Origin of the sequence: Rhodocyclus tenuis (assembly GCF_014197755.1) — a bacterium.
Classification (GTDB): Bacteria; Pseudomonadota; Gammaproteobacteria; order Burkholderiales; family Rhodocyclaceae; genus Rhodocyclus; species Rhodocyclus tenuis.
In genome coordinates, this window is record NZ_JACIGE010000004.1 from 181,429 (window position 1) to 203,526 (window position 22,098).

Annotated in this window: 19 protein-coding genes; 13 read left to right on the forward strand and 6 right to left on the reverse strand. The window is 64.6% G+C overall.

What is annotated here, in order from left to right; all coding sequences use genetic code 11:
* Positions 1-57: 57 nt before the first annotated feature.
* A complete protein-coding gene (locus tag GGD90_RS07290) occupies positions 58-405 on the reverse strand; it encodes a hypothetical protein (protein ID WP_153115609.1) in 348 nt (115 codons plus the stop codon).
* Between GGD90_RS07290 and GGD90_RS07295 the strand changes: the two genes are divergently transcribed.
* The 4 genes from GGD90_RS07295 to GGD90_RS07310 all read left to right on the forward strand — a co-directional run bounded on the left by GGD90_RS07295 (position 404) and on the right by GGD90_RS07310 (position 6,074).
* Positions 404-1,651 (forward strand): hypothetical protein, encoded by a 1,248-nt coding sequence (locus GGD90_RS07295; protein WP_153115610.1) that lies wholly within the window; start codon positions 404-406, stop codon positions 1,649-1,651. The genes GGD90_RS07290 and GGD90_RS07295 overlap by 2 nt on opposite strands.
* A 1-nt stretch (position 1,652) precedes the next feature.
* Complete coding sequence (locus GGD90_RS07300; RefSeq protein ID WP_153115723.1) at positions 1,653-2,981, forward strand: ferredoxin reductase family protein; 1,329 nt, start codon at positions 1,653-1,655, stop codon at positions 2,979-2,981.
* A gap of 298 nt (positions 2,982-3,279) precedes the next feature.
* The gene (locus tag GGD90_RS07305; RefSeq protein ID WP_233448530.1) at positions 3,280-5,394 is read left to right on the forward strand and encodes a methyl-accepting chemotaxis protein; all 2,115 of its coding nucleotides are present in this window, start codon (positions 3,280-3,282) and stop codon (positions 5,392-5,394) included.
* Between the two features lie 281 nt (positions 5,395-5,675).
* Positions 5,676-6,074 carry a PAS domain-containing protein gene (locus GGD90_RS07310; RefSeq protein ID WP_184414999.1) on the forward strand — a complete coding sequence of 133 codons (399 nt, stop codon included), beginning with the start codon at positions 5,676-5,678 and terminating at the stop codon, positions 6,072-6,074.
* 59 nt (positions 6,075-6,133) lie between these two features.
* On the opposite strand, the gene GGD90_RS07315 is transcribed toward GGD90_RS07310, so the two are convergent.
* The 3 genes from GGD90_RS07315 to fumC form a co-directional block, all read right to left on the reverse strand.
* The gene (locus GGD90_RS07315; protein ID WP_153115613.1) at positions 6,134-6,607 is read right to left on the reverse strand and encodes a CreA family protein; all 474 of its coding nucleotides are present in this window, start codon (positions 6,605-6,607) and stop codon (positions 6,134-6,136) included.
* 81 nt (positions 6,608-6,688) lie between these two features.
* On the reverse strand, positions 6,689-7,480 hold the full coding sequence (locus tag GGD90_RS07320) for a hypothetical protein (RefSeq protein ID WP_153115614.1): 792 nt from the start codon (positions 7,478-7,480) through the stop codon (positions 6,689-6,691).
* A gap of 133 nt (positions 7,481-7,613) precedes the next feature.
* A complete protein-coding gene (gene fumC / locus GGD90_RS07325; RefSeq protein WP_153115615.1) occupies positions 7,614-8,978 on the reverse strand; it encodes a class II fumarate hydratase in 1,365 nt (454 codons plus the stop codon).
* Between the two features lie 304 nt (positions 8,979-9,282).
* Between fumC and acnA the strand changes: the two genes are divergently transcribed.
* Genes acnA through trhA form a run of 3 tightly spaced genes read left to right on the forward strand, consistent with a single transcriptional unit; the run spans position 9,283 to position 13,533 of the window.
* The gene (acnA, locus tag GGD90_RS07330) at positions 9,283-12,192 is read left to right on the forward strand and encodes an aconitate hydratase AcnA (protein WP_153115616.1); all 2,910 of its coding nucleotides are present in this window, start codon (positions 9,283-9,285) and stop codon (positions 12,190-12,192) included.
* Between the two features lie 17 nt (positions 12,193-12,209).
* A complete protein-coding gene (locus tag GGD90_RS07335; protein WP_153115617.1) occupies positions 12,210-12,899 on the forward strand; it encodes a VIT1/CCC1 transporter family protein in 690 nt (229 codons plus the stop codon).
* Between the two features lie 16 nt (positions 12,900-12,915).
* Entirely contained in the window at positions 12,916-13,533 is a 618-nt protein-coding gene (gene trhA / locus GGD90_RS07340) for a PAQR family membrane homeostasis protein TrhA (protein ID WP_153115618.1), read from the forward strand.
* 69 nt (positions 13,534-13,602) lie between these two features.
* Here the strand turns inward: trhA and GGD90_RS07345 are convergent, their stop codons facing one another.
* Together GGD90_RS07345 and GGD90_RS07350 are read right to left on the reverse strand one after the other, a co-directional pair.
* Positions 13,603-14,013 (reverse strand): hypothetical protein, encoded by a 411-nt coding sequence (locus tag GGD90_RS07345; protein WP_153115619.1) that lies wholly within the window; start codon positions 14,011-14,013, stop codon positions 13,603-13,605.
* Positions 14,014-14,175: 162 nt separating this feature from the next.
* Positions 14,176-14,328, reverse strand: a complete 153-nt coding sequence (locus GGD90_RS07350) for a hypothetical protein (protein WP_153115620.1) — start codon at positions 14,326-14,328, stop codon at positions 14,176-14,178.
* Here GGD90_RS07350 and GGD90_RS07355 point away from each other — a divergent pair.
* The 6 genes from GGD90_RS07355 to eno all read left to right on the forward strand — a co-directional run bounded on the left by GGD90_RS07355 (position 14,315) and on the right by eno (position 22,026).
* The gene (locus GGD90_RS07355) at positions 14,315-16,720 is read left to right on the forward strand and encodes a phosphoketolase family protein (protein WP_153115621.1); all 2,406 of its coding nucleotides are present in this window, start codon (positions 14,315-14,317) and stop codon (positions 16,718-16,720) included. The two genes, GGD90_RS07350 and GGD90_RS07355, sit on opposite strands and share 14 nt — an antisense overlap.
* A gap of 3 nt (positions 16,721-16,723) precedes the next feature.
* Positions 16,724-17,677, forward strand: a complete 954-nt coding sequence (gene tal, locus GGD90_RS07360) for a transaldolase (protein WP_153115622.1) — start codon at positions 16,724-16,726, stop codon at positions 17,675-17,677.
* Between the two features lie 212 nt (positions 17,678-17,889).
* Positions 17,890-19,533 (forward strand): CTP synthase, encoded by a 1,644-nt coding sequence (locus GGD90_RS07365; RefSeq protein ID WP_153115623.1) that lies wholly within the window; start codon positions 17,890-17,892, stop codon positions 19,531-19,533.
* The gene (kdsA, locus tag GGD90_RS07370; protein ID WP_153115624.1) at positions 19,530-20,366 is read left to right on the forward strand and encodes a 3-deoxy-8-phosphooctulonate synthase; all 837 of its coding nucleotides are present in this window, start codon (positions 19,530-19,532) and stop codon (positions 20,364-20,366) included. The genes GGD90_RS07365 and kdsA overlap by 4 nt, the downstream gene beginning before the upstream one ends.
* Positions 20,366-20,656, forward strand: coding sequence for a DUF1330 domain-containing protein (locus GGD90_RS07375; RefSeq protein ID WP_153115625.1), 291 nt, complete (start codon positions 20,366-20,368; stop codon positions 20,654-20,656). Before kdsA ends, GGD90_RS07375 begins: the two co-directional genes overlap by 1 nt.
* A gap of 86 nt (positions 20,657-20,742) precedes the next feature.
* On the forward strand, positions 20,743-22,026 hold the full coding sequence (gene eno / locus GGD90_RS07380; protein WP_153115626.1) for a phosphopyruvate hydratase: 1,284 nt from the start codon (positions 20,743-20,745) through the stop codon (positions 22,024-22,026).
* The last annotated feature ends 72 nt before the right edge of the window (positions 22,027-22,098 follow it).

Consider the following 22,098-nt stretch of genomic DNA (forward strand, 5'->3'; position numbering starts at 1 on the left):
CCGTCATCGCCGGAAAGGGTTGTCGAGAAAGCTGGTCGAGAAAGGGGCCGTACTGCCTCAGTGCGCAGTGCCGTGCGGAATCAGCGGCTGAATGATATCGCCTGCGTGTTTCTTTGCCTGCTTCGCTGCCTTCTTTTCCTTGGCATTGTGCAGCGGTTCCTTCTTCGCTTCCTTGTTGCTCTGTCTTTGCTTGCCCATGATCGTACTCCCGGAAATCGCCGAAGAAATGTTCGGTGAATATCGAGTATAGGCCGATCGGCCAGCCGTGCCGGGCATTCGGAGAATTTGCCTGATCACTGCCGGCCGAGTGTTCGACAGCGCACAGAGGCCTTTGCGGCCAAAGAAGACAATCTGCGCAACGTTTGCGTTGCCCCCGGCGCCCGCCGGGAAGGACTGGTAAATCATGAGGATTCGAGTGCTGCCCTTCCTTGCCGTGCTGTTTGCCGGCATGGCAGCATCCGCTGTGCCTTCGCTTGTGCCGCCGTTGCGCGCTGCCGAGTTGATCACTGCCGGCGGCATCCGTTTTCAGTGCTCGCCATCGCTGCTGGCGCAGGCCGCGCAGGAGATGGACGCTTTGCTCGACGAGCTTGCCATTCCGGCGGATCTGCTCAGCAAGAGCTCATCGGCATCCGGCACGCAACTGAGCTACCGCTTGCGCACGCCAGAGCACGATACGTCGACGCTCGATCTGGTCGATCGCCGGGAATATGCGCTGGCCCGCGAGGCGATCAGCTTGCCGGCGGTGCGCGGCATGCGTGTCGTGAACACCGTATCGCGCAAGGAAATCCTGCTCGCCCTGTTGCAGCATGGCCGGCTCACCGAGATGACGGGGGGATCATGCAGCGTCGCGGCGCTGCGTGAAATGATCGGCATCCGCCAGAACGTCGTTGCCTGGGCCGAGCATCTGGAGTGGATATGGCCGAACGGCGGGCCGGCGCGCTGGAACACGAAGTACTGGAAGGAAGGAACGCCGGTATCGACGCAGCCGCTCGCCGACGCTTTCCTCGACATGTTCCTGCAGCAGCAGCGCTACACCATCGGCTGCTACACGGCGACCAAAGTCGTTTACGTGCACGCGCTGCTCGACTACCACCGCCGGGTGAATCCGGATGCGCAAAAGCTGCGTTTGCTGGAAAGCCGCCTGCTCGCCGACGGCGAGCCGCTGGTCGACGTCGAACCGGCCGGCATGTGGTCGTTCGAGGATGATTTCGACCCGGCCGGACTGTCACGCCCGGGCAAGCTGCTGCGCCTGCACGCCGATGTGGCGATGCGGAATTTCGTACCGGGAGACTGGGTTTATCTGCTCAACACCGATCCGGTATCGCGCAGGAAAACGGGTTACGAGGGTTCGAACGCCATCTATCTGGGTGGCGGCAGGTTCGACGATTACTACAACGACCACCAGCACGCCTACGCCTACGAGGAAAAGCTCGACGAGGTGTATCAGTGGCGGCACGGCGTCTTCAATCGCCGACGCGATGCGCAGAAGCGGCAGGTGCTGTCGGCACCCGCGATGGCGCGTCTTTCCGAGTCACCGGCGCGTGGCGGCCTGGTCTTCGGATTCCGCGTCGTTCCGGGCGACGTCGATCTGACGCTGCCCGGCAGCACGCGCCTGCCACAGCAGCTTGCCATTGGTGATCGCGAGAACTGAAATAAAAAATATAAAAATCATATACATGGCGATACTCGGCGGGCTCGCTGCCTTGTGGCTTCTGGCCGACCCGGTATGGTCGGCGCCTTACGAGTTCTTCACGCTGCGTGCTGCGCTGGTCAATTTGAGCGGCATCGTCGGTATCGCGCTGATGAGCGTCGGCATGATGCTGGCGCTCAGGCCGGTGAGCATCGAGCCCTTTGTCGGCGGACTCGACAAGACTTACCGCTTGCACAAGTGGCTCGGCATTACCGGGCTGGTCTTCTCGATCATCCACTGGCTGTTGGCTAAAGGACCAAAATGGGCAGTCGGCTGGGGCTGGCTGGAACGGCCGGTGCATGGGCCGGCCGCCGAACAACCCGTCGCCATCTTCCGTTTTTTCTCGAGCCAGAAAGACCTGGCCGAGGCGCTTGGCGAATGGACCTTCTACGCGCTGCTGCTGCTGCTCGCGCTGGCCTTGCTCAAGCAGTTTCCTTACCGCTATTTCTTCAAGACGCACCGGTTGCTGGCGCTTGTCTATCTGCTGCTGGTCGCCCATTCGCTGATCCTGATGAAGTTCAGCTACTGGGGCGAGTTGCTCGGCCCGGTGTTGGCGCTGCTGATGGCCGGCGGCACGATCGCCGCCGGCGTTTCGTTGTTGCGCCGCGTTGGCTATCGCCATCGGGCGGTCGGCGTCATCGAGTCGGTCTTTCTGCACAGCGATAACCGTGTGCTGCGGGTCGCCATCAAGCTCAAGGACCGCTGGCCCGGTCATCAGGCCGGGCAGTTTGCTTTTGTCACTTTCGATCGCGACGAAGGTCCGCATCCATTCACGATCTCATCGTCGTGGGATGGTGACGGGCGCATGTTCTTCCTGATCAAGGGGCTTGGCGATTACACGAATTTCCTGCCGGAGATGTTGCAGCCAGGCGATCTGCTTCAGGTGGAGGGCCCCTACGGTCAATTCGAGTTCAACTCGGGCAAACTGCAGCAGATCTGGATCGCCGGCGGTATCGGCATTACGCCCTTCATCGCGCGCATGCAGGCGCTGGCCGATCATGCGGATGGCAAGCGCGTCGACCTGTTCTACTGCACCAGGGAACCCGACGAGGGCTTCATCAATCGGCTGCGTCTGCATGCGCTGGCTGCAGGCGTGCGCCTGCACGTGCGGGTGGATGCGGTCGACGGCCGGCTGGATGCGCAAGGCCTGATCGACGCGGTGCCCGACTGGTGCTCGGCCGATATCTGGTTCTGCGGACCGGCAGGCTTCGGCCAGTCCGTGCGCTCAGCGCTGCTCGGACGCGGGTTCGCCGGTGCCGATTTTCACCAGGAATTGTTTGCCATGCGTTAGCTCCCCCAGGGCTTTCGCAGCCGGACCTCATGGAGGCTTTCTCTTGTCTAAGCGCTGTTGCCGCGAGTCTGCTGTCGAACATGTCCCGCATTAAAAACCAGGCCTCAGGCAGCAAAAGCTAGGCGGCGTGCACCACTCCCACCGGGCAGGCGACGCCGTCTTCGGACGGCAGTTCCTGGCGTCACGGGAGTTCTTTCAGCAACAGTCTCCTGCCCTGGCGGGAGGCGATCAGGGTGGAGTGATCATGCGAATGACATCGATACAAGGGCGGATTGCACTGGTTGCGGGTGCGTGTCTGTTGGGATCTGCCCTGTTGCTGGTCAGTTACAGCCTGTTTTCAGCCCGGAGCACCCAGAATCTCGTCGCTGGACGCGTCGGCGCCCTGATTCAGAACGACACCGCCGATATCCTGAAGAACCTAGCCTGGGCGCGCGCCGGCGTGATCCAGGCGAAATTCGATCTGGCGCTTGATGCGGCGCGCACCATGGCCCACACCTTTGCGCTGGCCAAAGACAACGACAGCGGGATCAATCTCGGGCGAAACCAGCTCAACGCAATCCTGAAATACGTTCTGGAAAACAATCCCGAGTTCAACGGCACCTATTCCTGCTGGGAGCCCAATGCGCTGGACGGCCGCGACTCGGATTTCCGCACCGGCGAACAAGGCAACAACAAGCAGACGGGGCGTTTCACCCCCTATTGGAATCGCGGCGAAGGTGGAAAGATCGCCGTTCAACCGCTGGTCGAATACGACACCACGGACAAGCACCCCAACGGCATCCTCAAGGGCGGCTGGTACATCGGTCCGCGCGAGAACCACCAGGAAAGCGTGCTCGATCCCTTTCCCTACATCGTTCAGGGCAAGCAGGTCTGGCTGACGACGCTGTCGGTTCCGGTCATGGTGCGCGACAGGTTTGTCGGCGTTGCCGGCACCGACTACAACCTTGATTTTGTCCAGAAGCTGGCAGAACAGGTCGACCGGGATCTGTTTGGCGGCGCGGGCGAGATCGCCATCGTCAGCTACGCCGGTCTGGTGGTCGCCGACAGCGAGCATCCCGAGCTGATCGGCAAGCCTTTCAACTCGGTGGTCGGCGACAAGAATGTTGATGAGATCCTCAGCGACATCAAGGCCGGGAAGCTGCGCGCCTGGAACGACGAGGCCGACAACACGATCAACGCGATCGCGCCGATTGCCTTGGGACGTACCGGCAAGCCCTGGACGGTACTCGTCAAGGTGCCGAAAAATGTCATTCTGGCGCAGGCGCAACAGCTCGACCAGGACATTCAGCAGCAAGGGACCACGAACGCGCTGTGGCAAGTCTTTGTCGGACTCGCCGTCGCGGCAGCCGCCACTGTCGTGCTATGGATCGCTGCCGGCGGCATCGCGCGCCCGATTCGCGCCGCCGCCGAACTTGCCAAAGCCATCCGGGCGGGCGATTTTTCCCGGCGCATCAAACACGACAGCGCCGACGAGGTCGGCCAGCTTGCGCATGCGCTTGACGCCATGTCGCAAAGCCTGCAGGCCAAGGTGGAACTGGCCGAGCGCATCAGTGAAGGCGATCTGGACGTCACCGTCGCGATGGCTTCGGACAAGGACCAGCTCGGACGGGCGCTGCAGCGGATGGTCGATAGCCTGAATCAGCTGGTCACCGAACTGCAGACCGGGGTGGGCCAGATCACCGGGAACGCCAGCCAGGTCGCCGAACTCAGCCAGCGCCTCTCCAGTGGCGCAACGCAGTCCGCCGAATCGATTACCGAGATCAGCTCGACGATGGCGGCGATGACCGCACAGACCAAGGGCAACGCGGAGAGCGCCAGCCAGGCCAACGAGCTTTCGCAAGAGTCCCGGGACGCGGCCAGCCTGAGCAGTCAGCACATGGACGACATGATCAAGGCGATGGCTGAAATCAAGAACTCCGGCGACGGCATCAACAAGATCATCAACGCGATCAACGAGATTACCGCCCAGACCAACCTGCTGGCGCTCAATGCTGCGATCGAGGCTGCACGCGCCGGTGAAACGGGACGCGGTTTTGCCGTTGTCGCCGACGAAGTGCGCAAGCTTGCCACCAGCAGCGCCAACGCTGCGGGCGAGGCGGCAACGCTGATTGCCGAATCGACGCAAAAGACGCATGCCGGAATGGAAATCGCAAACCGGACTGCGCTGGCGCTGAACGCGATCCTGGCCAGTTCGACCGAGGTATCGACGATCGTCGCCCGCATCGCCACGGCGTCGGAAGAACAGGCTGGCGGCATCGACGAGGTCAGCATTGGTCTGCAGCAGATCGATGGCGTCACCCAGCGCACCAGCGGGGATGCTGGCGAGTGCGCCCACGCGGCGAACGAGCTGACCGCCCAGGCCGCCCGCCTCGACAGCCTGATCAGCCGTTTCAAGGTCAAGCGGATGACGTGAGCGGCGCAGTTGCGGATTGAGCGCGCCGCGGCAGGCGGTCCGCCGCATCCGAGCCGCAGCGCGACACGCTTCCGTTCGGTCAACGCTGGTTCAGCGGCCGCCGGAACCCTGATACACGGGGTGTTCAGCGGCGGCGGACCCGCCGCGGTTGCGATTTACACGATTCACGGTATGCGAAAGACGCGCTCTGAGTATTTTGCGGCGCCGCCTTGCTCGTTAGGCTCCAGCTGTCGACGGGGGCACGGATTCCGTAGCGATAAATCGGCCGGGGAGGGCAGCGGGTGCAAGCGTCTCTTGAGTTCTATCCCGACTTTGCCGAGGACTCGCCATTCGCTCCGCTCACCGACGGCGAGCAAAGCAGTTTCGGCATCCTGCTCTGCGATGGACGTGGCCTGATCGTCAATTGCAGCAGCGAGGGTGCGCGCATGTTCGGCCGACAACTCGCCGATCTGATTGGATGCTCGCTCTGGTCACTGCTGCCCGGCATCACGCACAGCAGCGCGTCGCCGAGCTACCGGGCGCGCTACATGGCGTATCTGAGCGCCAACGCCTGCTGGCGGCGTCTGCAGGCGATCGATGCCAGCGGTCGCGAATTTCCGCTTGATCTGGCGATGTCAAAGCACTCCGCCGCTGGCGAGACGCAGTTCCTGGTGCACCTGCGCTACGCCGTCGATGTCTGAGCGCTGGCGGCGGCCTGTCGAGGTTTGTCGTCTGCCGCCCGTGTCGGCGTTTCCGACCCTCAGCGGCCCGCCCAGGGCATCACCGGTACCGTCGAAATGCTGTTGGACGGTGCGCCGTCGATCAGTTTGCGGCTGATCGCCAGATAGACGAGCGTATTGTGCTCGTCATCCCACAGGCGGACGACGCGCGTTTCCTTGAACAGGATCGAGGTGTCTTCGCTGAAGATCGTTTCGTCGCGCGGCAGCTTGGCCGGCAGCGTGATCGGCCCGGTTTGCCGGCAGGCGAGCGAGAACTGCGAGGGGTCCTGCGCCAGCCCGAGCGTGCCGGAAACGCCGCCGGTGCGCGCTTGACTGACGTGGCAGGTGACGCCGGGCACTTTCGGGTCGGCGAAGGCTTCGACACAGACCTTGTGGTTGGCGCCGATCAGTTTCCAGGCGGTGGTGACGCAACCGATGGTTTCGGCGGCCGCCGGCAGCGCAGCGGCAAGCAGCGGCAGCAGGGCGAGGGCAGGCAGGAGTTTTCCGGAGCGCATGGTGGTTCTCGGTGGTGATCGCAAGCGCCTGATCATGCCAGCCGCCTGCCCCTGGCGGCAAGCGGCCCGCGACGGAATCGTCTACTTGAACGGAAAGGCGATGATTGCCTTGGCGATCCAGCCGTCCTCGGCGTTCTTCATGCCGTGGCCGATACCGAAATTGATGTCGATCCCCGCGACTTCGGCATCAATGATCGCGTACAGGTTGTGCGTACGCTCGGGGGCCGCCGTCAGGTGGTGCAGCGGACCGTATTCGCCGTAATACTCGAAACCGGCGTGAACATCCTCGGCAATCCGTCGCGTGACCTTGACGCCGGGCTCGAACACCGGGCGCCGACTGACCTTGTTCGACAGGTCGGCGTTGACGATCGGGTTGAAGGCGAACAACCAGTGTTCGTCGCGGTAGCCGATGATCGGGCGCACCTCGATACCGGCGGCGCTTTCGGAGATGCGGTGATTGGAATAGCCAAGTTCGGTGTTGAGACCCCAGAAGAAATGATCGTTCTCTTCACGCGGGGCGATGTACTTCAGGCGGAGACGCAGACCGTTGCCGAACAGTTCGCCGCTGCTGCTCATCGCTAGCGGCAGATAGAGGCCGGCTTCGAGCGTCTTGCTGATGCCGTAGGAGATTTCCGGGGTGACCTGCAGGCGATGCTGCGAGGCCATTTCGCCCGGATAGGACGGCTCGGTACGTCCGCGCATCACCTGATTGACGTGCAGTTCAAGGCCGAACTCGCCGGGTTCGTCCATTTCTTCAGTGTAAACCTGGATCTCGTCGGGGGCCGCCTGGACGGCGGGGCTGAGCGCGAGCAGGCAGGAAGAGGCGATGGCTGCTGCCCAGTGCAGGCCGGCTGGCGTGCGTTGAAACGACATCGTGGAGCTTTCGCGAAAAGACAATCGAGGGCGGTTTTTATCTGTAGACGGCAGTGAAGGCAATTATTTCCTGACCGGCAGGAGGGTTTTGCCTGCTGACTGTGGTGCTTTTGCCCATTGCGCGAGCATTGCCTCAGCCCAGTGCTGCTTCGGGACGCAGCCAGCGGTCGAGATCGGCAGCGGCGATACCGCCCTCGGCAAGCGCGGCCGCCTTCAGCGAAATGCCTTCACGGTGGGCGCGGCGGGCAATCGCCGCGGCGCGGTCGTAACCGATATGCGGCACCAGCGCGGTGACCAGCATCAGCGAAGCGGCGGCCAGTTCGCCGATGCGCGTGCGTTCGGCGGCAATGCCGCGTACGCACCAGCGCTCGAAGCTGTCCATGCCGTCGGCGAGCAGGCGCAGGCTGTGCAGGAAGTTGCGCGCGATCAGCGGTTTGTAGACGTTGAGCTCAAAGGCGCCCGAGGCGGCGCCGATGGTGAGCGCGACATCGTTGCCGAAGACCTGACAGCAGAGCATGGTCAGCGCTTCGCACTGCGTCGGATTCACCTTGCCCGGCATGATCGAGCTGCCCGGCTCGTTTTCCGGCAGGCGCAGTTCGCCAAGGCCGCAGCGCGGGCCGGAGGCGAGCCAGCGCAGATCGTTGGCGATCTTGCTCAGCGCCGTCGCCAGCGTCTTCAGGGCGCCGTGCGCGGCGACCAGCGGCTCGTGCCCGGCCAGCGCGGCGAATTTGTTGCCGGCGCAGACGAAGGGCAGGTCAAGGCGGCCGGCCAGCTTAGCCGCGACGCGTTCGCCGAACTGCGGATGCGTGTTCTGGCCGGTACCGACGGCGGTGCCGCCGATCGCCAGTTCGTACAGCCCCGGCAGTGTGGCGACGATGGCACGCTCGGCGAGATCGAGCTGCGCGACATAGCCCGAGAATTCCTGCCCGAGCGTCAGCGGCGTCGCGTCTTGCAGATGCGTGCGCCCGATCTTGACGATGTCGGCGAACTCCGCCGACTTTGCCGCCAGCGCCGCGCGCAGGCGGGCGAGGGCGGGCAGCAGCTCGCGCACGAGGCCGAGCGCCGCAGCGACATGCATGGCGGTGGGGAAGACGTCGTTCGACGACTGTCCGTGATTGACGTCGTCGTTCGGGTGCACGCGCCGTCCGCCAGCGAGCAGGCGGGTCGCGCGATTGGCGAGCACCTCATTGACGTTCATGTTGCTCTGTGTGCCCGAACCCGTCTGCCAGACCGACAGCGGGAACTCCTGCGCATGCTGGTCGGCGAGGACTTCCTCGGCTGCCGTGGCGATGGCCGCGGCCTTGTCAGCGTCGATCAGCCCGAGTTCGCCGTTGACCAGTGCCGCGCAGAGTTTCACTTCCGACAGGGCCATGATGATTGCCTGCGGCATGCGCTCGTCGCCGATGCGGAAGTGTTCGAGCGAGCGCTGCGTCTGCGCTCCCCACAGGCGATCGGCCGGAACTTCGATACGGCCGAACGAGTCGGACTCGTATCTCATGCCGGCTGCGACATGGGCTTCCGGTGGTCTGTCCGTTTTGGCGTGCGGCGGGCCCGCGGGCAATGACTCCGGGATGGGGCTTGCAGATGTGATGTTCATGGCCGATCCTTCTCTCGTGCTTGTGCGCGAATGCTGATCGCGGCTTGCGGCGCATCGATTCGACGCTTTCTCCGGCGTCTTTCCCCGCCGGCTACGCGTTCCTCCTTTGGGTAAGCGAGCGGCGGCAACGTTCCCTTACCGGCAAGCATGCAGCGCAGCCGCCGCTTGCGCGTAGCGTCGTCACACTCATCAGCGAAGGACGATCATGAACGAGCATTTGCCAAGGGCCGGCGCCTCCCTTTCCGACCCGGACACGCCGCACACTGTCAGTGTGAAAGCCGACAAGCCTGACGATTTCGTGCGTGCCTTCGCTCCTGCGCCCGGCCTTGCGGGACGCCTGGTCTCGCTGGCGGCGTTCGCCGCTGCCGGCCATCCGGGCGTTTGCCGGCTGCCGGTGTCGCTGCGCATCGTCCTCGAGTCGCTGCTGCGCAACTGCGACGGGCGCAAGATCACCCTCGATCATGTGCGCGAACTGGCCGGCTGGCAGCCGAACGCGGCGCGGACCCGCGAAATTCCCTTCCTGCCGGCGCGCATCGTCCTGCAGGATTTCACCGGCGTGCCGCTGCTCTGCGACCTTGCCGCGATGCGCAGCGTCGCCGCGCGCTTCGGCCGCGATCCGGGAATCGTCGAACCGCTGGTGCCGGTCGATCTGGTCGTCGACCATTCGGTGCAGGTCGACGCCTATGCCTCCGACAAAGCGCTCGATCTCAACATGCGCCTCGAATTCCAGCGCAATGCCGAGCGTTACCGCTTCATCAAGTGGGGAACGCAGGCTTTCGCCGGCTTCCGCGTTGTGCCACCGGGCCTGGGCATCGTCCATCAGGTGAATCTGGAGACGCTGGCGCGCGGCGTGCTGCACCGGCCCGACGCCACCGCTGTCAGCCAAAGCGCCCGCAGCGCTGCCCGTGGCGATCTGTACTTCCCGGATACGCTGGTCGGTACCGATTCACACACGACGATGATCAACGCGCTGGCTGTCGTCGGCTGGGGCGTCGGCGGCATTGAGGCCGAAGCCGGCATGCTCGGCCAGCCCCTGTACTTCCTGACGCCCGATGTCGTCGGCGTGCATCTGCACGGTCGTCTGCGCGCCGGTGTCACGGCCACCGATCTGGTGCTGCGCGTCACCGAATTGCTGCGCGCGGCCAAGGTGGTTGGCAAGTTTGTCGAATTCTTCGGTGAGGGCGCCGCCTCGCTCGCGATTCCTGACCGCGCGACGCTGGCCAACATGGCGCCCGAGTACGGCGCGACGATGGGCTTTTTTCCGCCCGACCAGGAAACCGTGCGCTATCTGGCCGCCACCGGCCGCAGCGACGCCGAAGTGGCGGCCTTTGCCGCGTATTGGAGTGCGCAGGGCCTGTTCGGCATGCCGCAGGCGGGCGACATCGACTACAGCGCGACGATCGATCTCGACCTGTCGTCGGTGACGCCGGCCGTCGCCGGGCCGAAGCGGCCGCAGGACCGGATCGAGCTGGCGGCGATGGCGCAGCGCTTCGCCGAGGTCTTTGCCCGGCCGGCGGGCCTTGGCAGGGTCGGCACGAGCGCAAGCGAGCGCGACCGCGTCGAGATGGCCGACCACGCGCGTTTCGCCACCGATCCGGCGGCCGCGTCGGCGAACGACGCTGCCGGCGTGATCGACCACGGCAGCGTGCTCATCGCCGCGATCACCTCCTGCACCAATACCTCCAATCCCGGCGTGATGCTGGCGGCCGGCCTGCTGGCGCAGAAGGCCGTCGCGCGCGGGCTGCGCGTGCCGGCGACGGTGAAGACCTCGCTGGCGCCCGGTTCGCGCGTCGTCAGCGAATACCTGCGTGCCGCCGGCCTGTTGCAGCCGCTGGCGGCGCTTGGCTTCGACGTCGTCGCCTACGGTTGCACCACCTGCATCGGCAACTCCGGGCCGCTCGATCCGGCGCTGGAAGCGGCGATCAATGCGCGCGAACTCGTCTGTGCGGCGGTGCTGTCGGGAAACCGCAACTTCGAGGCACGTATTCACCCAGCGCTAAAGGCCAACTATCTGATGAGTCCGCCGCTGGTCGTCGCCTTCGCGCTGGCCGGACGCGTCGATATCGACCTGACGAGTTCGCCGCTCGGCCACGATGCGCAGGGCACGCCGGTCTATCTGGCGGAACTCTGGCCGAGCGCCGAAGAGATCGCGGCCTTGATGCCGCATGCGCTTGATCCGGCGCTCTATCGCCGGCTCTACGCTGACTTTGCCGCCGGCAACCCCTTGTGGAACGCGATTCCCGGCGGCAGCGGCGCGCTTTACGACTGGTCGGGTGGCAGCAGCGAGGCGGCGACGATGGAAGACGCGCCGCCTGTCCAGGCATCGACCTACATCGCCGAACCGCCGTATTTCGCCGATTTCGGTCTGGAACCCGAAGCTGCCGAGGAACTCGCGGGTCTGCGCGCGCTGGCGCTGTTCGGCGATTCGGTGACCACCGACCATATCAGCCCGGCCGGATCGATCAAGGCCGATTCGCCGGCCGGGCTGTGGCTGCAGGCGCGTGGCGTCGCCATCGGCGATTTCAACAGCTACGGCTCGCGTCGCGGCCACCATGAGGTGATGATGCGCGGCACCTTTGCCAACGTGCGTCTGCGCAACCTGATGTTGCCGCTGCTGGCAGACGGCACGCCGCTGCTCGGCGGGCAGACGCTGCTGCAGCCCGACGGCGTGCAGATGTCGATCTTCGACGCGGCGATACGCTACCAGGCGCGCAACGTGCCGACGATCATCTTCGCCGGCGCCGAATACGGCACCGGCTCGAGCCGCGACTGGGCGGCGAAGGGCACGTGCCTGCTCGGCGTGCGCGCCGTCGTTGCGCAGAGTTTCGAGCGCATCCACCGTGGCAATCTGGTCGGCATGGGCGTGCTGCCGCTGCAGTTCATGGACGGCGACTCGATCGCCTCGATCGGCATCGTCGGCGACGAGGAATTCGCGTTGCTCGGCCTCACCGGCGAAATCGTCCCGCAGCAGCGGGTGATGCTGGATATCCGCAGTCCCGATGGCACACAGCGCCGCCTGCCGCTGCGTCTGCGCATCGACACGCCGGTCGAGGTCGATTACCTGCGTCACGGCGGCATCCTGCCCTACGTGATGCGCGAACTGCTGGCGCATTGAGTTCGCGGCAGACGCCAATGGCCTACCGACACCGCGAACGCCACCGCACCGAGCGCATCGGCTGGCTGCGCGCGTCGGTGCTCGGCGCCAACGACGGCATCGTGTCGACCGCCAGCCTGGTCATCGGCGTCGCTGCTGCCAAGGCCTCGCCCGAGGCGCTGATGCTCACCGGCGTTGCCGGGCTGGTCGCCGGCGCGATGTCGATGGCTGCTGGCGAGTACGTTTCGGTACGCTCGCAGGCCGATGTCGAGACCGCGGAACTCGCGGTCGAGCGCCGCGAGATCGAAACCGATCCGGCGGCCGAGCACCGCGAACTGAGCGCGATCTACGTGGCGCGCGGGCTTGCGCCGGATCTCGCCGCGCAGGTGGCGACGCAACTGATGGCGCAGGACGCACTCGGCGCGCATGCGCGCGACGAACTGGGTATTACCGAAGTCCTCGCCGCACGGCCGGGGCAGGCCGCGCTCGCCTCCGCCGCGAGCTTTGCCGCCGGTGCCGCGCTGCCGCTGCTCGCCGTTGCGCTGATTCCAGCGTCGCCAGTCGTGGCGATAGCCGGCAGTTCGCTTGTCTGCCTTGCGCTGCTCGGTGCTGCCGCCGCACGTGCCGGTGGGGCGCCGCTGCTGCCGGCAACGCTGCGCGTCGTTTTCTGGGGCGTCGCGGCGATGGGCGTGACCGCTGCCGCGGGCAGTCTGTTCGGTGCCGCTTAGGGCTCAGGAGGTCATCATGTATTACGGCGAACGCTTCAATGCCATCAGCCATCTTGCCGGCGCGCTGCTGGCGCTGACCGGCGGCATTTTCCTGCTGCTGCGTGCAGCGCATGGTGGCGACGCGCTGGCGATCACCTCGGTCGCCGTCTATGGGGCAACGCTGGTCCTGCTCTACAGCGTGTCGACGCTGTATCACAGCTTCCGCGGCCGCGCCAAGGCGATCCTGCAGAAGCTCGATCACCAGTCGATCTACCTGCTGATCGCCGGCAGCTACACGCCCTTCTGTCTGGTGACCTTGCGCGGCGAGAGCGGCTGGTGGCTGTTCGGCGTCGTCTGGTCGCTGGCGCTGATCGGCATGCTGCAGGAAATCCGTCCGCGTTCGCAGGCGCGCGTGCTCTCCTTGCTGATCTACGTGGTGATGGGCTGGGCCGCCTTGTTCGCGATCGAACCACTGCTCGAGGGCCTGGGTACTGCCGGCTTTGCGTGGCTGGCGGCCGGCGGCCTGTCCTACACCATCGGCATCATTTTCTATGCGTTCGACAGCCGTTTCCGGCACTGGCACGGCATCTGGCACCTGTTCGTTCTTGGTGGCAGTGCCATGCACTATGCGGTGGTTTTTTTCTACGTTCTCTGAAGCGCACTCCGGCCCAAGCGTTCGGGCCGGAGCGGGCATGCTCAGCTGATTCCGCCGAGCAGCCCTAGCTCAGCGCGCGTAGTTGCCGGGGCCGGGCCCCATGCCGCCGCCGCCCGGGCCCATCCCTCCCATGCCACCCTGACCCATTCCGCCAGCGGGGCCCATGCCGCCACCGCGCGGTGGCGGCGCGTCGGGCAGCGAGAGGCCGCGTTCAGCGGCGCGTGCCTTCATCGCTTCGTGGTGCTCAAGACGGATGTTTTCGCGTTCATCCGGGGTTTTTGCGTTGCGCATGCGCAGTCGATAGTCCTGGCGTTCCTGTGGCGTCATCAACTGGCTGCCGAAGATCGGCGGCTTGGCTTTGCTGGCGGCAGGAGCCGGTGGCGCAGCTGGTGCAGCCGGCGGTTCGGCCGCCTGAACCAGCGCAAAACTGCCGCAAAGACAGAGCGGGGCGAGTATCCGATTGAGGATCTTGTTACGCATTTGAGTCTCCTTTTTGTCCGGGAAAGCCTATGCTTGCGCAAATTGCGCAGGCGATTTGCCGCCCTCAGGCAGTTTCGCCGGGCGGGTTTCTCATTCACTATAGGCCTTGCAGAACTGCGCGCAGCTTTGTTTCTGGTTTGTTCGTCGCCGTCGAGCTGTCACTTATTCGTCATCGTTGCTTAATGTGCGCCAGCGCACGGCAGTGGCAAGATGGCGTCCGGCATCCTTTCGTGAATAGCGCGCAAACCATTCCCTGACCGTCGCTTTTGCCGACGCTGCCCCTTCATTTTCCGGAGTTGCAATGACCGAATTCATCACCCCTGCGGCCGAGCCCGCGCCGCTTTCAGCCGAAGAGCTCGAACACCTTGACGCCTGGTGGCGCGCCTGCAATTACCTCGCCGCCGGCATGATCTACCTGCAGGACAATCCGTTGCTGCGCGAGCCCTTGCTGCCGCAGCACATCAAGGCGCGCCTGCTCGGCCACTGGGGCTCCGATCCCGGCATGACGATGCTTTATGTGCATCTCAATCGCCTGATCCGTCGCTGCGATCTCGACATGATCTTTCTTGCCGGCCCCGGCCACGGCGCACCGGCAGTGCTGGCGCCGGCCTATCTCGAAGGCACTTACAGCGAAATCTATCCGGACAAGAGCGAGGACGTCGAAGGTCTGCGCCGCTTCTTCCGCCAGTTTTCCTTCCCCGGCGGCATCGGCAGCCATGCGACGCCGGAAACGCCGGGGTCGATCCACGAGGGCGGCGAGCTCGGCTACAGCCTGTCGCACGCGCACGGCGCCGCTTTCGACAATCCCGATCTGATCGTCGTTGCCGTCGTCGGCGACGGCGAGGCCGAAACCGGCCCGCTCGCCGCTTCCTGGCATTCGAACAAGTTCATCAACCCGATCCGCGATGGTGCCGTGCTGCCGGTACTGCATCTGAACGGCTACAAGATCGCCAACCCGACGATCCTCTCGCGCATCAGCCATGAGGAACTCGACTACCTGTTCCGCGGCTACGGCTGGACGCCGTACTTCGTCGAAGGCGGCGATCCGGAACTCGTCCATCGCGAGTTGGCGGCGACGCTTGAGCGCGCCGTTGCCCAGATCAAGACGATCCAGCATGAGGCGCGCGTGAGCGGCGTCGCCAGCCGTGCGCGCTGGCCGATGATCGTGCTGCGTACGCCGAAGGGCTGGACCGGGCCGAGCAGCGTCAATGGCCATCGCGTCGAGGGTTCCTGGCGTTCGCACCAGGTGCCGATCGCCGACGTGGCGAGCAATCCGCAACATCTGGCCGATCTCGAAGCCTGGCTGAAGAGCTACCGACCGGAAGAGCTGTTCGATGCCGACGGCCGCCTGCTGCCGCAGCTGCGCGCGCTGGCGCCGCTCGGGCATCGGCGCATGAGCGCCAACCCGGTGGCCAACGGTGGCCTGCTGCGCCGCGAGCTGCGTCTGCCCGATTTCCGCGACTACGCGGTCAGCGTTGAGCGGCCGGGCGGTTCGCGTGCGGACAACACGCGCCCGCTCGGCTCGCTGTTGCGCGACACGATGCGGCTGAACATGCGCAACTTCCGCGTCTTCGGTCCGGACGAGACGGCCTCGAACCGGCTCGACGCGATCTACGAGGTGAGCGGCAAGACCTGGATGGCTGAAAAACGGCCCGAGGATGACGATGGTGGTTATCTGGCGGTCGACGGGCGGGTGATGGAAATTCTCTCCGAACACACGCTCGAAGGCTGGCTCGAAGGCTATCTGCTTACCGGCCGGCACGGCTTCTTCGCGACTTACGAGGCTTTCGCTCACGTCATCGACTCGATGTTCAACCAGCACGCCAAGTGGCTCGACATTAGCCGGCGCGAGGTGCCATGGCGGGCGCCGGTGTCGGCGCTCAACATCCTGCTGTCGTCGACGGTATGGCGCCAGGATCACAACGGCTTCTCGCATCAGGACCCGGGCTTCCTCGATCTGGTGACCAACAAGAGCGGCGAGGTGACGCGCATCTACCTGCCGCCGGACGCCAATTGCCTGCTCGTCGTCGCCGACGAGTGCCTGCGCAGCAGCGACCGGATCAACGTCATCGTCGCCGACAAGCAGAGCCATCTGCAGTATCTGTCGATGGAAGAGGCGATCCGCCATTGCGCCAAGGGCATCGGTATCTGGGCGTGGGCCGGCAACGACGATCACGGGCCCGAACCGGATCAGCCCGACGTGGTCATGGCCAGCTGCGGCGACGTGCCGACGCTGGAGGCGCTGGCCGCGACGGAGATCCTGCGTCGCGAGTTTCCGACGCTGCGCGTGCGTTTCGTGAACGTCGTTGATCTCTTCCGCCTGGCGCCGCCGGCCGAGCATCCGAACGGCCTCTCCGATGCCGATTTCGACACGCTGTTTACGCCTGACAAGCCGGTGATGTTCAATTTCCACGGCTATCCGTGGCTGATCCACAAACTGACTTACCGGCGCACCAACCAGGCACGCATCCACGTGCGCGGTTACAAGGAGCAGGGCAGCATCAACACGCCGCTCGAGCTGGCGATCATCAACCAGGTGGACCGCTTCAATCTGGTGATCGACGTCATCGACCGCGTACCCAAGCTGCGTTCCGCCGCCGCCTACGTCAAGGAACGCATGAAGAACGAAATCATCGGTCATACGCAGCAGGCGCACCGCTACGGCATTGACCGCGCGGAAATCCGCGACTGGGTGTGGCCGGAATAGGACATGACCATGACCGATCATCTGACATCGCTGAAACGCTTTTCCACCATCGTCGCCGATACCGGCGATCTGGCGTCGATCGCCCGCCTCAAGCCGCAGGACGCGACGACCAATCCTTCATTGCTGCTCAAGGCTGCGCGCGACGCGAAAACGCGTGAACTCGTCACCGCGTCGCTGGCGCGTTCGGCGGCGCGCGGCGACGATACGGCGCTGGCCATCGAGCAGCTCGCGGTCGATATCGGCTGCGAAATCCTCAAGCTCGTTCCCGGCCGCGTGTCGACCGAAGTCGATCCGCGCGCGAGTTTTGACACGGCAGAGACGCTGCGCCGTGCGCACCGCCTGATCGAGCGCTACGAGGCCGCCGGCATCGGCCGCGAGCGCGTGCTGATCAAGGTGGCGAGCACCTGGGAAGGCATCCGCGCCGCCGAGCAGCTGGAACGCGAAGGTGTGCATTGCAACCTGACGCTGCTCTTTTCCTTTGCGCAGGCGGTAGCCTGCGCCGATGCTGGCGTGACGCTGATCTCGCCTTTCGTCGGCCGCATCTACGACTGGTACTGCAAGGAGCGCGGTGTTGCCGACATCGCTGCCGACGCCGATCCAGGTGTTGCTTCGGTGACGCGCATCTACCGTTACTACAAACGGCACGGCTACGCCACCGAGGTGATGGGCGCGAGCTTCCGCAAGGTCGAGCAGATCGAGCGGCTCACTGGCTGCGACCTGATGACGATCAGCCCGGACCTGCTCGACAAGCTCGCTTCCACGCCCGGAGAACTTGAGCGCGTGTTGCGTCCCGACGACGTGGCGAGCGCCGACGCGCGCCAGCCGCTTGACGAGGCCAGCTACCGCTGGCGGCATAACGAGGACGCGATGGCGGTCGAGAAGCTCGCTGACGGCATCCGCAAGTTCGACGTCGATGCGCGTGCGCTGGAACGGGAACTGGCGACGATTCGCGCCTGAACGGTGTCCGGCCTCGTCACTGCGCTGGCGGCAGCGCAGGGCGGGCGCCGAACACCGGTGATCGCAAGCCACTGACGGAGATTGGGAATGGCTGCGCAGCTGAACGGAAAAACCCGGAAAACAGCCCTGCGTGGCGGACTGCACACCGGACTGAGCTTGGAGCGCTTTCCCCTTTTCGGCTATCATTCGGCTTTCCCGCAGCCAGTCTTTCCATGACCAAATACGTCTTCGTTACCGGCGGTGTGGTGTCCTCACTCGGCAAGGGCATCGCCGCCGCCTCGCTGGGCGCGATTCTCGAATCCCGCAGCCTGCGCGTCACCCACCTCAAGCTCGACCCTTACATCAACGTTGATCCTGGAACGATGAGTCCGTTCCAGCACGGCGAAGTCTTCGTCACCGAAGACGGCGCCGAGACCGATCTCGATCTTGGCCATTACGAGCGCTTCACCAGCGCCAAGATGAAGAAGAGCAACAACTTCACCACCGGCCAGATTTACGACTCGGTGATCCGCAAGGAACGCCGCGGCGAATATCTCGGCAAGACGGTGCAGGTGATTCCGCACATCACCGACGAGATCAAGGCACACATCAAGCGCGGTGCCGATGGCGCCGACGTGGCGATCGTCGAAGTCGGCGGCACAGTCGGCGATATCGAGTCCCTGCCTTTCCTTGAGGCGATCCGCCAGATGGGGCTGGAAGAAGGGCGCAACAACGCCTGCTTCATCCACCTCACGCTGCTGCCCTACATCCCGACCGCCGGCGAACTGAAAACCAAGCCGACGCAGCACTCGGTCAAGGAATTGCGCGAAATCGGCATCCAGCCCGATGTGTTGCTCTGTCGTGCCGACCGGCACATTCCGGAAGACGAAAAGAAGAAGATCGCGCTGTTCTGTAACGTGCAGCGCGAGGCGGTGATCGAGGTGCTCGATGCCGACTCGATCTACAAGGTTCCGGGGATGCTGCATGACCAGATGCTCGACGAGATCGTCTGTCACAAGCTCGGCATCCTGGCACGTGCGGCCGATCTGACCGTCTGGAAGAAGCTCGTTGATGCGCTCGACCATCCGCAGCACGAACTGAAGATCGCTTTCGTCGGCAAGTACGTCGACCTGACCGAGTCGTACAAGTCGCTGACCGAGGCAATCAAGCACGCCGGTATCTACACGCGTAGTCGCGTCGAGATCGTCTATATCGACTCGGAAGACATCGAACAGAAGGGCACCGCCGCGCTGCGTGCGATGGACGCGATTCTCGTTCCCGGCGGCTTCGGCAAGCGCGGCACCGAAGGCAAGATCGCGGCGATCCGCTATGCCCGCGAAAGCGGCACGCCTTATCTTGGCATCTGCCTCGGCATGCAGCTCGCCGTCGTCGAGTTCGCGCGCGACGTCGCCGGCATGGCCGGCGCGCACAGCACCGAGTTCGACACGGCGACGCCGTATCCGGTGATCGGCCTGATCACCGAATGGCAGGACGCTTCGGGCCGCATCGAGAAGCGCGACGAAAACTCCGACCTCGGCGGCACCATGCGTCTCGGCGGTCAACTGTGCGAACTGCGTGACGGCACGCTGGCGCGGCAGATCTACGGCAAGGCCGAGATCATCGAGCGCCACCGCCACCGCTACGAAGTCAATAACACGCTACTGGCCGATCTGGAAGCGAAGGGACTGATCGTCGCCGGCCGCGCGCCGGGAACCGATCTGTGCGAGATGATCGAACTGCCGCACGAAGGGCCGCTGGCGCATCCGTGGTTCGTCGGCTGTCAGTTCCATCCCGAATTCACCTCTTCGCCGCGCTCCGGCCACCCGCTGTTCACGTCTTTTGTACGCGCGGCTCTGAATCGTCGGGCGAAAGCATGAAGCTCTGCGGCTTCGAGGTCGGTCTCGACCATCCCTTCTTCCTGATCGCCGGTCCGTGCACCGCCGAGTCGCTCGAGCTGTGTGTCGACGTCGCCGGGCAGATGAAGGAAGTCTGCGCGCGTCTCGGCATTCCCTACATCTTCAAGGCCTCGTACGACAAGGCCAACCGCAGCTCGGGCGTTTCGCCGCGCGGGCCGGGACGCGACTCGGGGCTCAAGCTGCTCGACGAGGTGCGTCGACAGGTCGGCGTGCCGATCCTCACCGACGTGCATGACGAGCGCGATGTTGCTGCGGTAGCTTCAGTGGTCGACGTGCTGCAGACGCCGGCTTTTCTCTGCCGGCAGACCGATTTCATCCACGCCGTCGCCGCCACCGGCAAGCCGGTGAACATCAAGAAGGGCCAGTTCCTCGCGCCCGGCGACATGAAGAATGTCGTCGCCAAGGCGCGCGAGGCCAACGCCGGTGCCGACACGCTGATGGTCTGCGAGCGCGGCGCGTCCTTCGGTTACAACAATCTCGTCTCCGACATGCGCAGCCTCGCCATCATGCGCGACACGGCGTGCCCGGTCGTTTTCGACGCGACGCACTCGGTGCAGCTGCCGGGCGGGCAGGGCACTGTCTCCGGCGGTCAGCGCGAGTTCGTGCCGGTGCTGGCACGCGCTGCGATCGGCGTCGGCATCGCCGGCCTGTTCATGGAAACGCATCCGTGTCCGGAAAAGGCACTGTCCGACGGCCCCAACAGCTGGCCGCTGGCGCGCATGGAAAGCCTGCTGCGCACCTTGCAGGCACTCGATCGGGCGGCGAAAAGCGCCGGTTTCGAGGAACTGCGCTGATGGCGGCCTACCTCGTCGTCGAGGCCAAGGTACAGGACGCACAAGCTTACGAGATCTACAAGAAGCTGGCGCAGACGGCAATTGCGGCCTACGGTGGTCGTTATCTGGTGCGCGGTGGTCCGGTAGAGACGATCGAAGGTGACTGGACGCCGCCCGAGCGGCTGGTCATTGTCGAGTTCGACTCGGTCGAAGCGGCGAAGCAGTTTTACGATTCGCCCGAGTACCGGGCAGCGCGCCTAGCGCGCGAAAATGCGGCGAGCATGAATATGCTCGTCGTCGGGGGCGTTTGAACGCCGTGGCAGGAGAGGCGACGCAGTCTGACTGCACAAGTCGCTCACCGCTGCGGTCCGGTTTTCTTGATTGAAAGGGGTTTTTCATGAGTTCTGTCGTTGATGTCGTTGCCCGCGAGATTCTTGATTCGCGCGGCAATCCCACCGTCGAGTGCGATGTGCTGCTCGAATCCGGCGTCATGGGCCGCGCTGCGGTGCCGTCCGGTGCCTCTACCGGTTCGCGCGAAGCGATCGAACTGCGTGACGGCCACCCCAACCGTTACCTCGGCAAGGGCGTCCTGCAGGCGGTCGAGAACATCAATACCGAGATTTCCGAAGCGATCATCGGTCTCGACGCACAGGAACAGGCGTTCATCGACAAGACGTTGATCGACCTCGACGGTACCGAAAACAAGTCGCGCCTCGGCGCCAATGCCATCCTCGCCGTGTCGATGGCCGTCGCCAAGGCCGCTGCTGAAGAAGCCGGGCTGCCGCTCTACCGCTACTTCGGCGGTTCCGGTTCGATGCAGATGCCGGTGCCGATGATGAACATCATCAACGGCGGCGCGCACGCCAACAACAGCCTGGATATCCAGGAGTTCATGGTGATGCCGGTCGGTTTCGACAGCTTCCGCGAAGCGCTGCGCTGCGGTGCCGAAATCTTCCACGCGCTGAAGAAGCTGCTCGACAAGAAGGGCTTCTCCACCGCCGTCGGCGACGAGGGCGGCTTTGCGCCGAATCTCGGCAGCCACGCCGAAGCCATCCAGCTGATCCTGCAGGCGGTCGAAAATGCCGGCTACACGCCCGGTACGCAGGTGCTGATCGCGCTCGACTGCGCTGCCTCCGAATTCTTCAAGGACGGCAAGTACCAGCTGGCCGGCGAGAATCTGCAGCTGACCTCGGCGCAGTTCGTTGATTACCTCGCCAACCTCGCCGAGCAGTTTCCGATCGTCTCGATCGAGGACGGCATGGCCGAAGGCGACTGGGAGGGCTGGAAGTTGCTCACCGACCGCCTCGGCAAGACGGTGCAGATCGTCGGCGACGATCTCTTCGTCACCAACACCAAGATCCTCAAGGAAGGCATCCAGAAGGGCGTTGCCAACTCGATCCTGATCAAGATCAACCAGATCGGAACCCTGACCGAGACCTTCGCTGCGATCGAGATGGCCAAGCGTGCCGGCTACACTGCGGTGATTTCGCACCGTTCGGGCGAGACCGAGGACAGCACCATCGCCGACATTGCCGTCGGCATGAACGCGCTGCAGATCAAGACCGGCTCGCTGTCACGTTCCGACCGCATCGCCAAGTACAACCAGCTGCTGCGCATCGAGGAAGATCTCGGCGACACCGCCGGCTACCCCGGTCGCGACGCTTTCTACAACCTGCGTTGATGCTGCTGCGGCCGGCGGCGTACCCGGGCGCCAAGCCCGTCGGCGCCGCCAGCCGCGTTTCGTCGAGGGTGG

Coding starts and splice junctions, on each gene's coding strand:
- GGD90_RS07290 (WP_153115609.1), bottom strand. CDS start 405: ATGATTTACCAGTCCTTCCCGGCGGGCGCCGGGGGCAACGCAAACGTT.
- fumC (WP_153115615.1), bottom strand. CDS start 8,978: ATGAGATACGAGTCCGACTCGTTCGGCCGTATCGAAGTTCCGGCCGAT.
- GGD90_RS07365 (WP_153115623.1), top strand. CDS start 17,890: ATGACCAAATACGTCTTCGTTACCGGCGGTGTGGTGTCCTCACTCGGC.
- trhA (WP_153115618.1), top strand. CDS start 12,916: ATGTATTACGGCGAACGCTTCAATGCCATCAGCCATCTTGCCGGCGCG.
- GGD90_RS07355 (WP_153115621.1), top strand. CDS start 14,315: ATGACCGAATTCATCACCCCTGCGGCCGAGCCCGCGCCGCTTTCAGCC.
- tal (WP_153115622.1), top strand. CDS start 16,724: ATGACCATGACCGATCATCTGACATCGCTGAAACGCTTTTCCACCATC.
- GGD90_RS07320 (WP_153115614.1), bottom strand. CDS start 7,480: ATGTCGTTTCAACGCACGCCAGCCGGCCTGCACTGGGCAGCAGCCATC.
- GGD90_RS07345 (WP_153115619.1), bottom strand. CDS start 14,013: ATGCGTAACAAGATCCTCAATCGGATACTCGCCCCGCTCTGTCTTTGC.
- GGD90_RS07295 (WP_153115610.1), top strand. CDS start 404: ATGAGGATTCGAGTGCTGCCCTTCCTTGCCGTGCTGTTTGCCGGCATG.
- acnA (WP_153115616.1), top strand. CDS start 9,283: ATGAACGAGCATTTGCCAAGGGCCGGCGCCTCCCTTTCCGACCCGGAC.
- GGD90_RS07350 (WP_153115620.1), bottom strand. CDS start 14,328: ATGAATTCGGTCATTGCAACTCCGGAAAATGAAGGGGCAGCGTCGGCA.
- GGD90_RS07335 (WP_153115617.1), top strand. CDS start 12,210: ATGGCCTACCGACACCGCGAACGCCACCGCACCGAGCGCATCGGCTGG.
- kdsA (WP_153115624.1), top strand. CDS start 19,530: ATGAAGCTCTGCGGCTTCGAGGTCGGTCTCGACCATCCCTTCTTCCTG.
- eno (WP_153115626.1), top strand. CDS start 20,743: ATGAGTTCTGTCGTTGATGTCGTTGCCCGCGAGATTCTTGATTCGCGC.
- GGD90_RS07315 (WP_153115613.1), bottom strand. CDS start 6,607: ATGCGCTCCGGAAAACTCCTGCCTGCCCTCGCCCTGCTGCCGCTGCTT.
- GGD90_RS07375 (WP_153115625.1), top strand. CDS start 20,366: ATGGCGGCCTACCTCGTCGTCGAGGCCAAGGTACAGGACGCACAAGCT.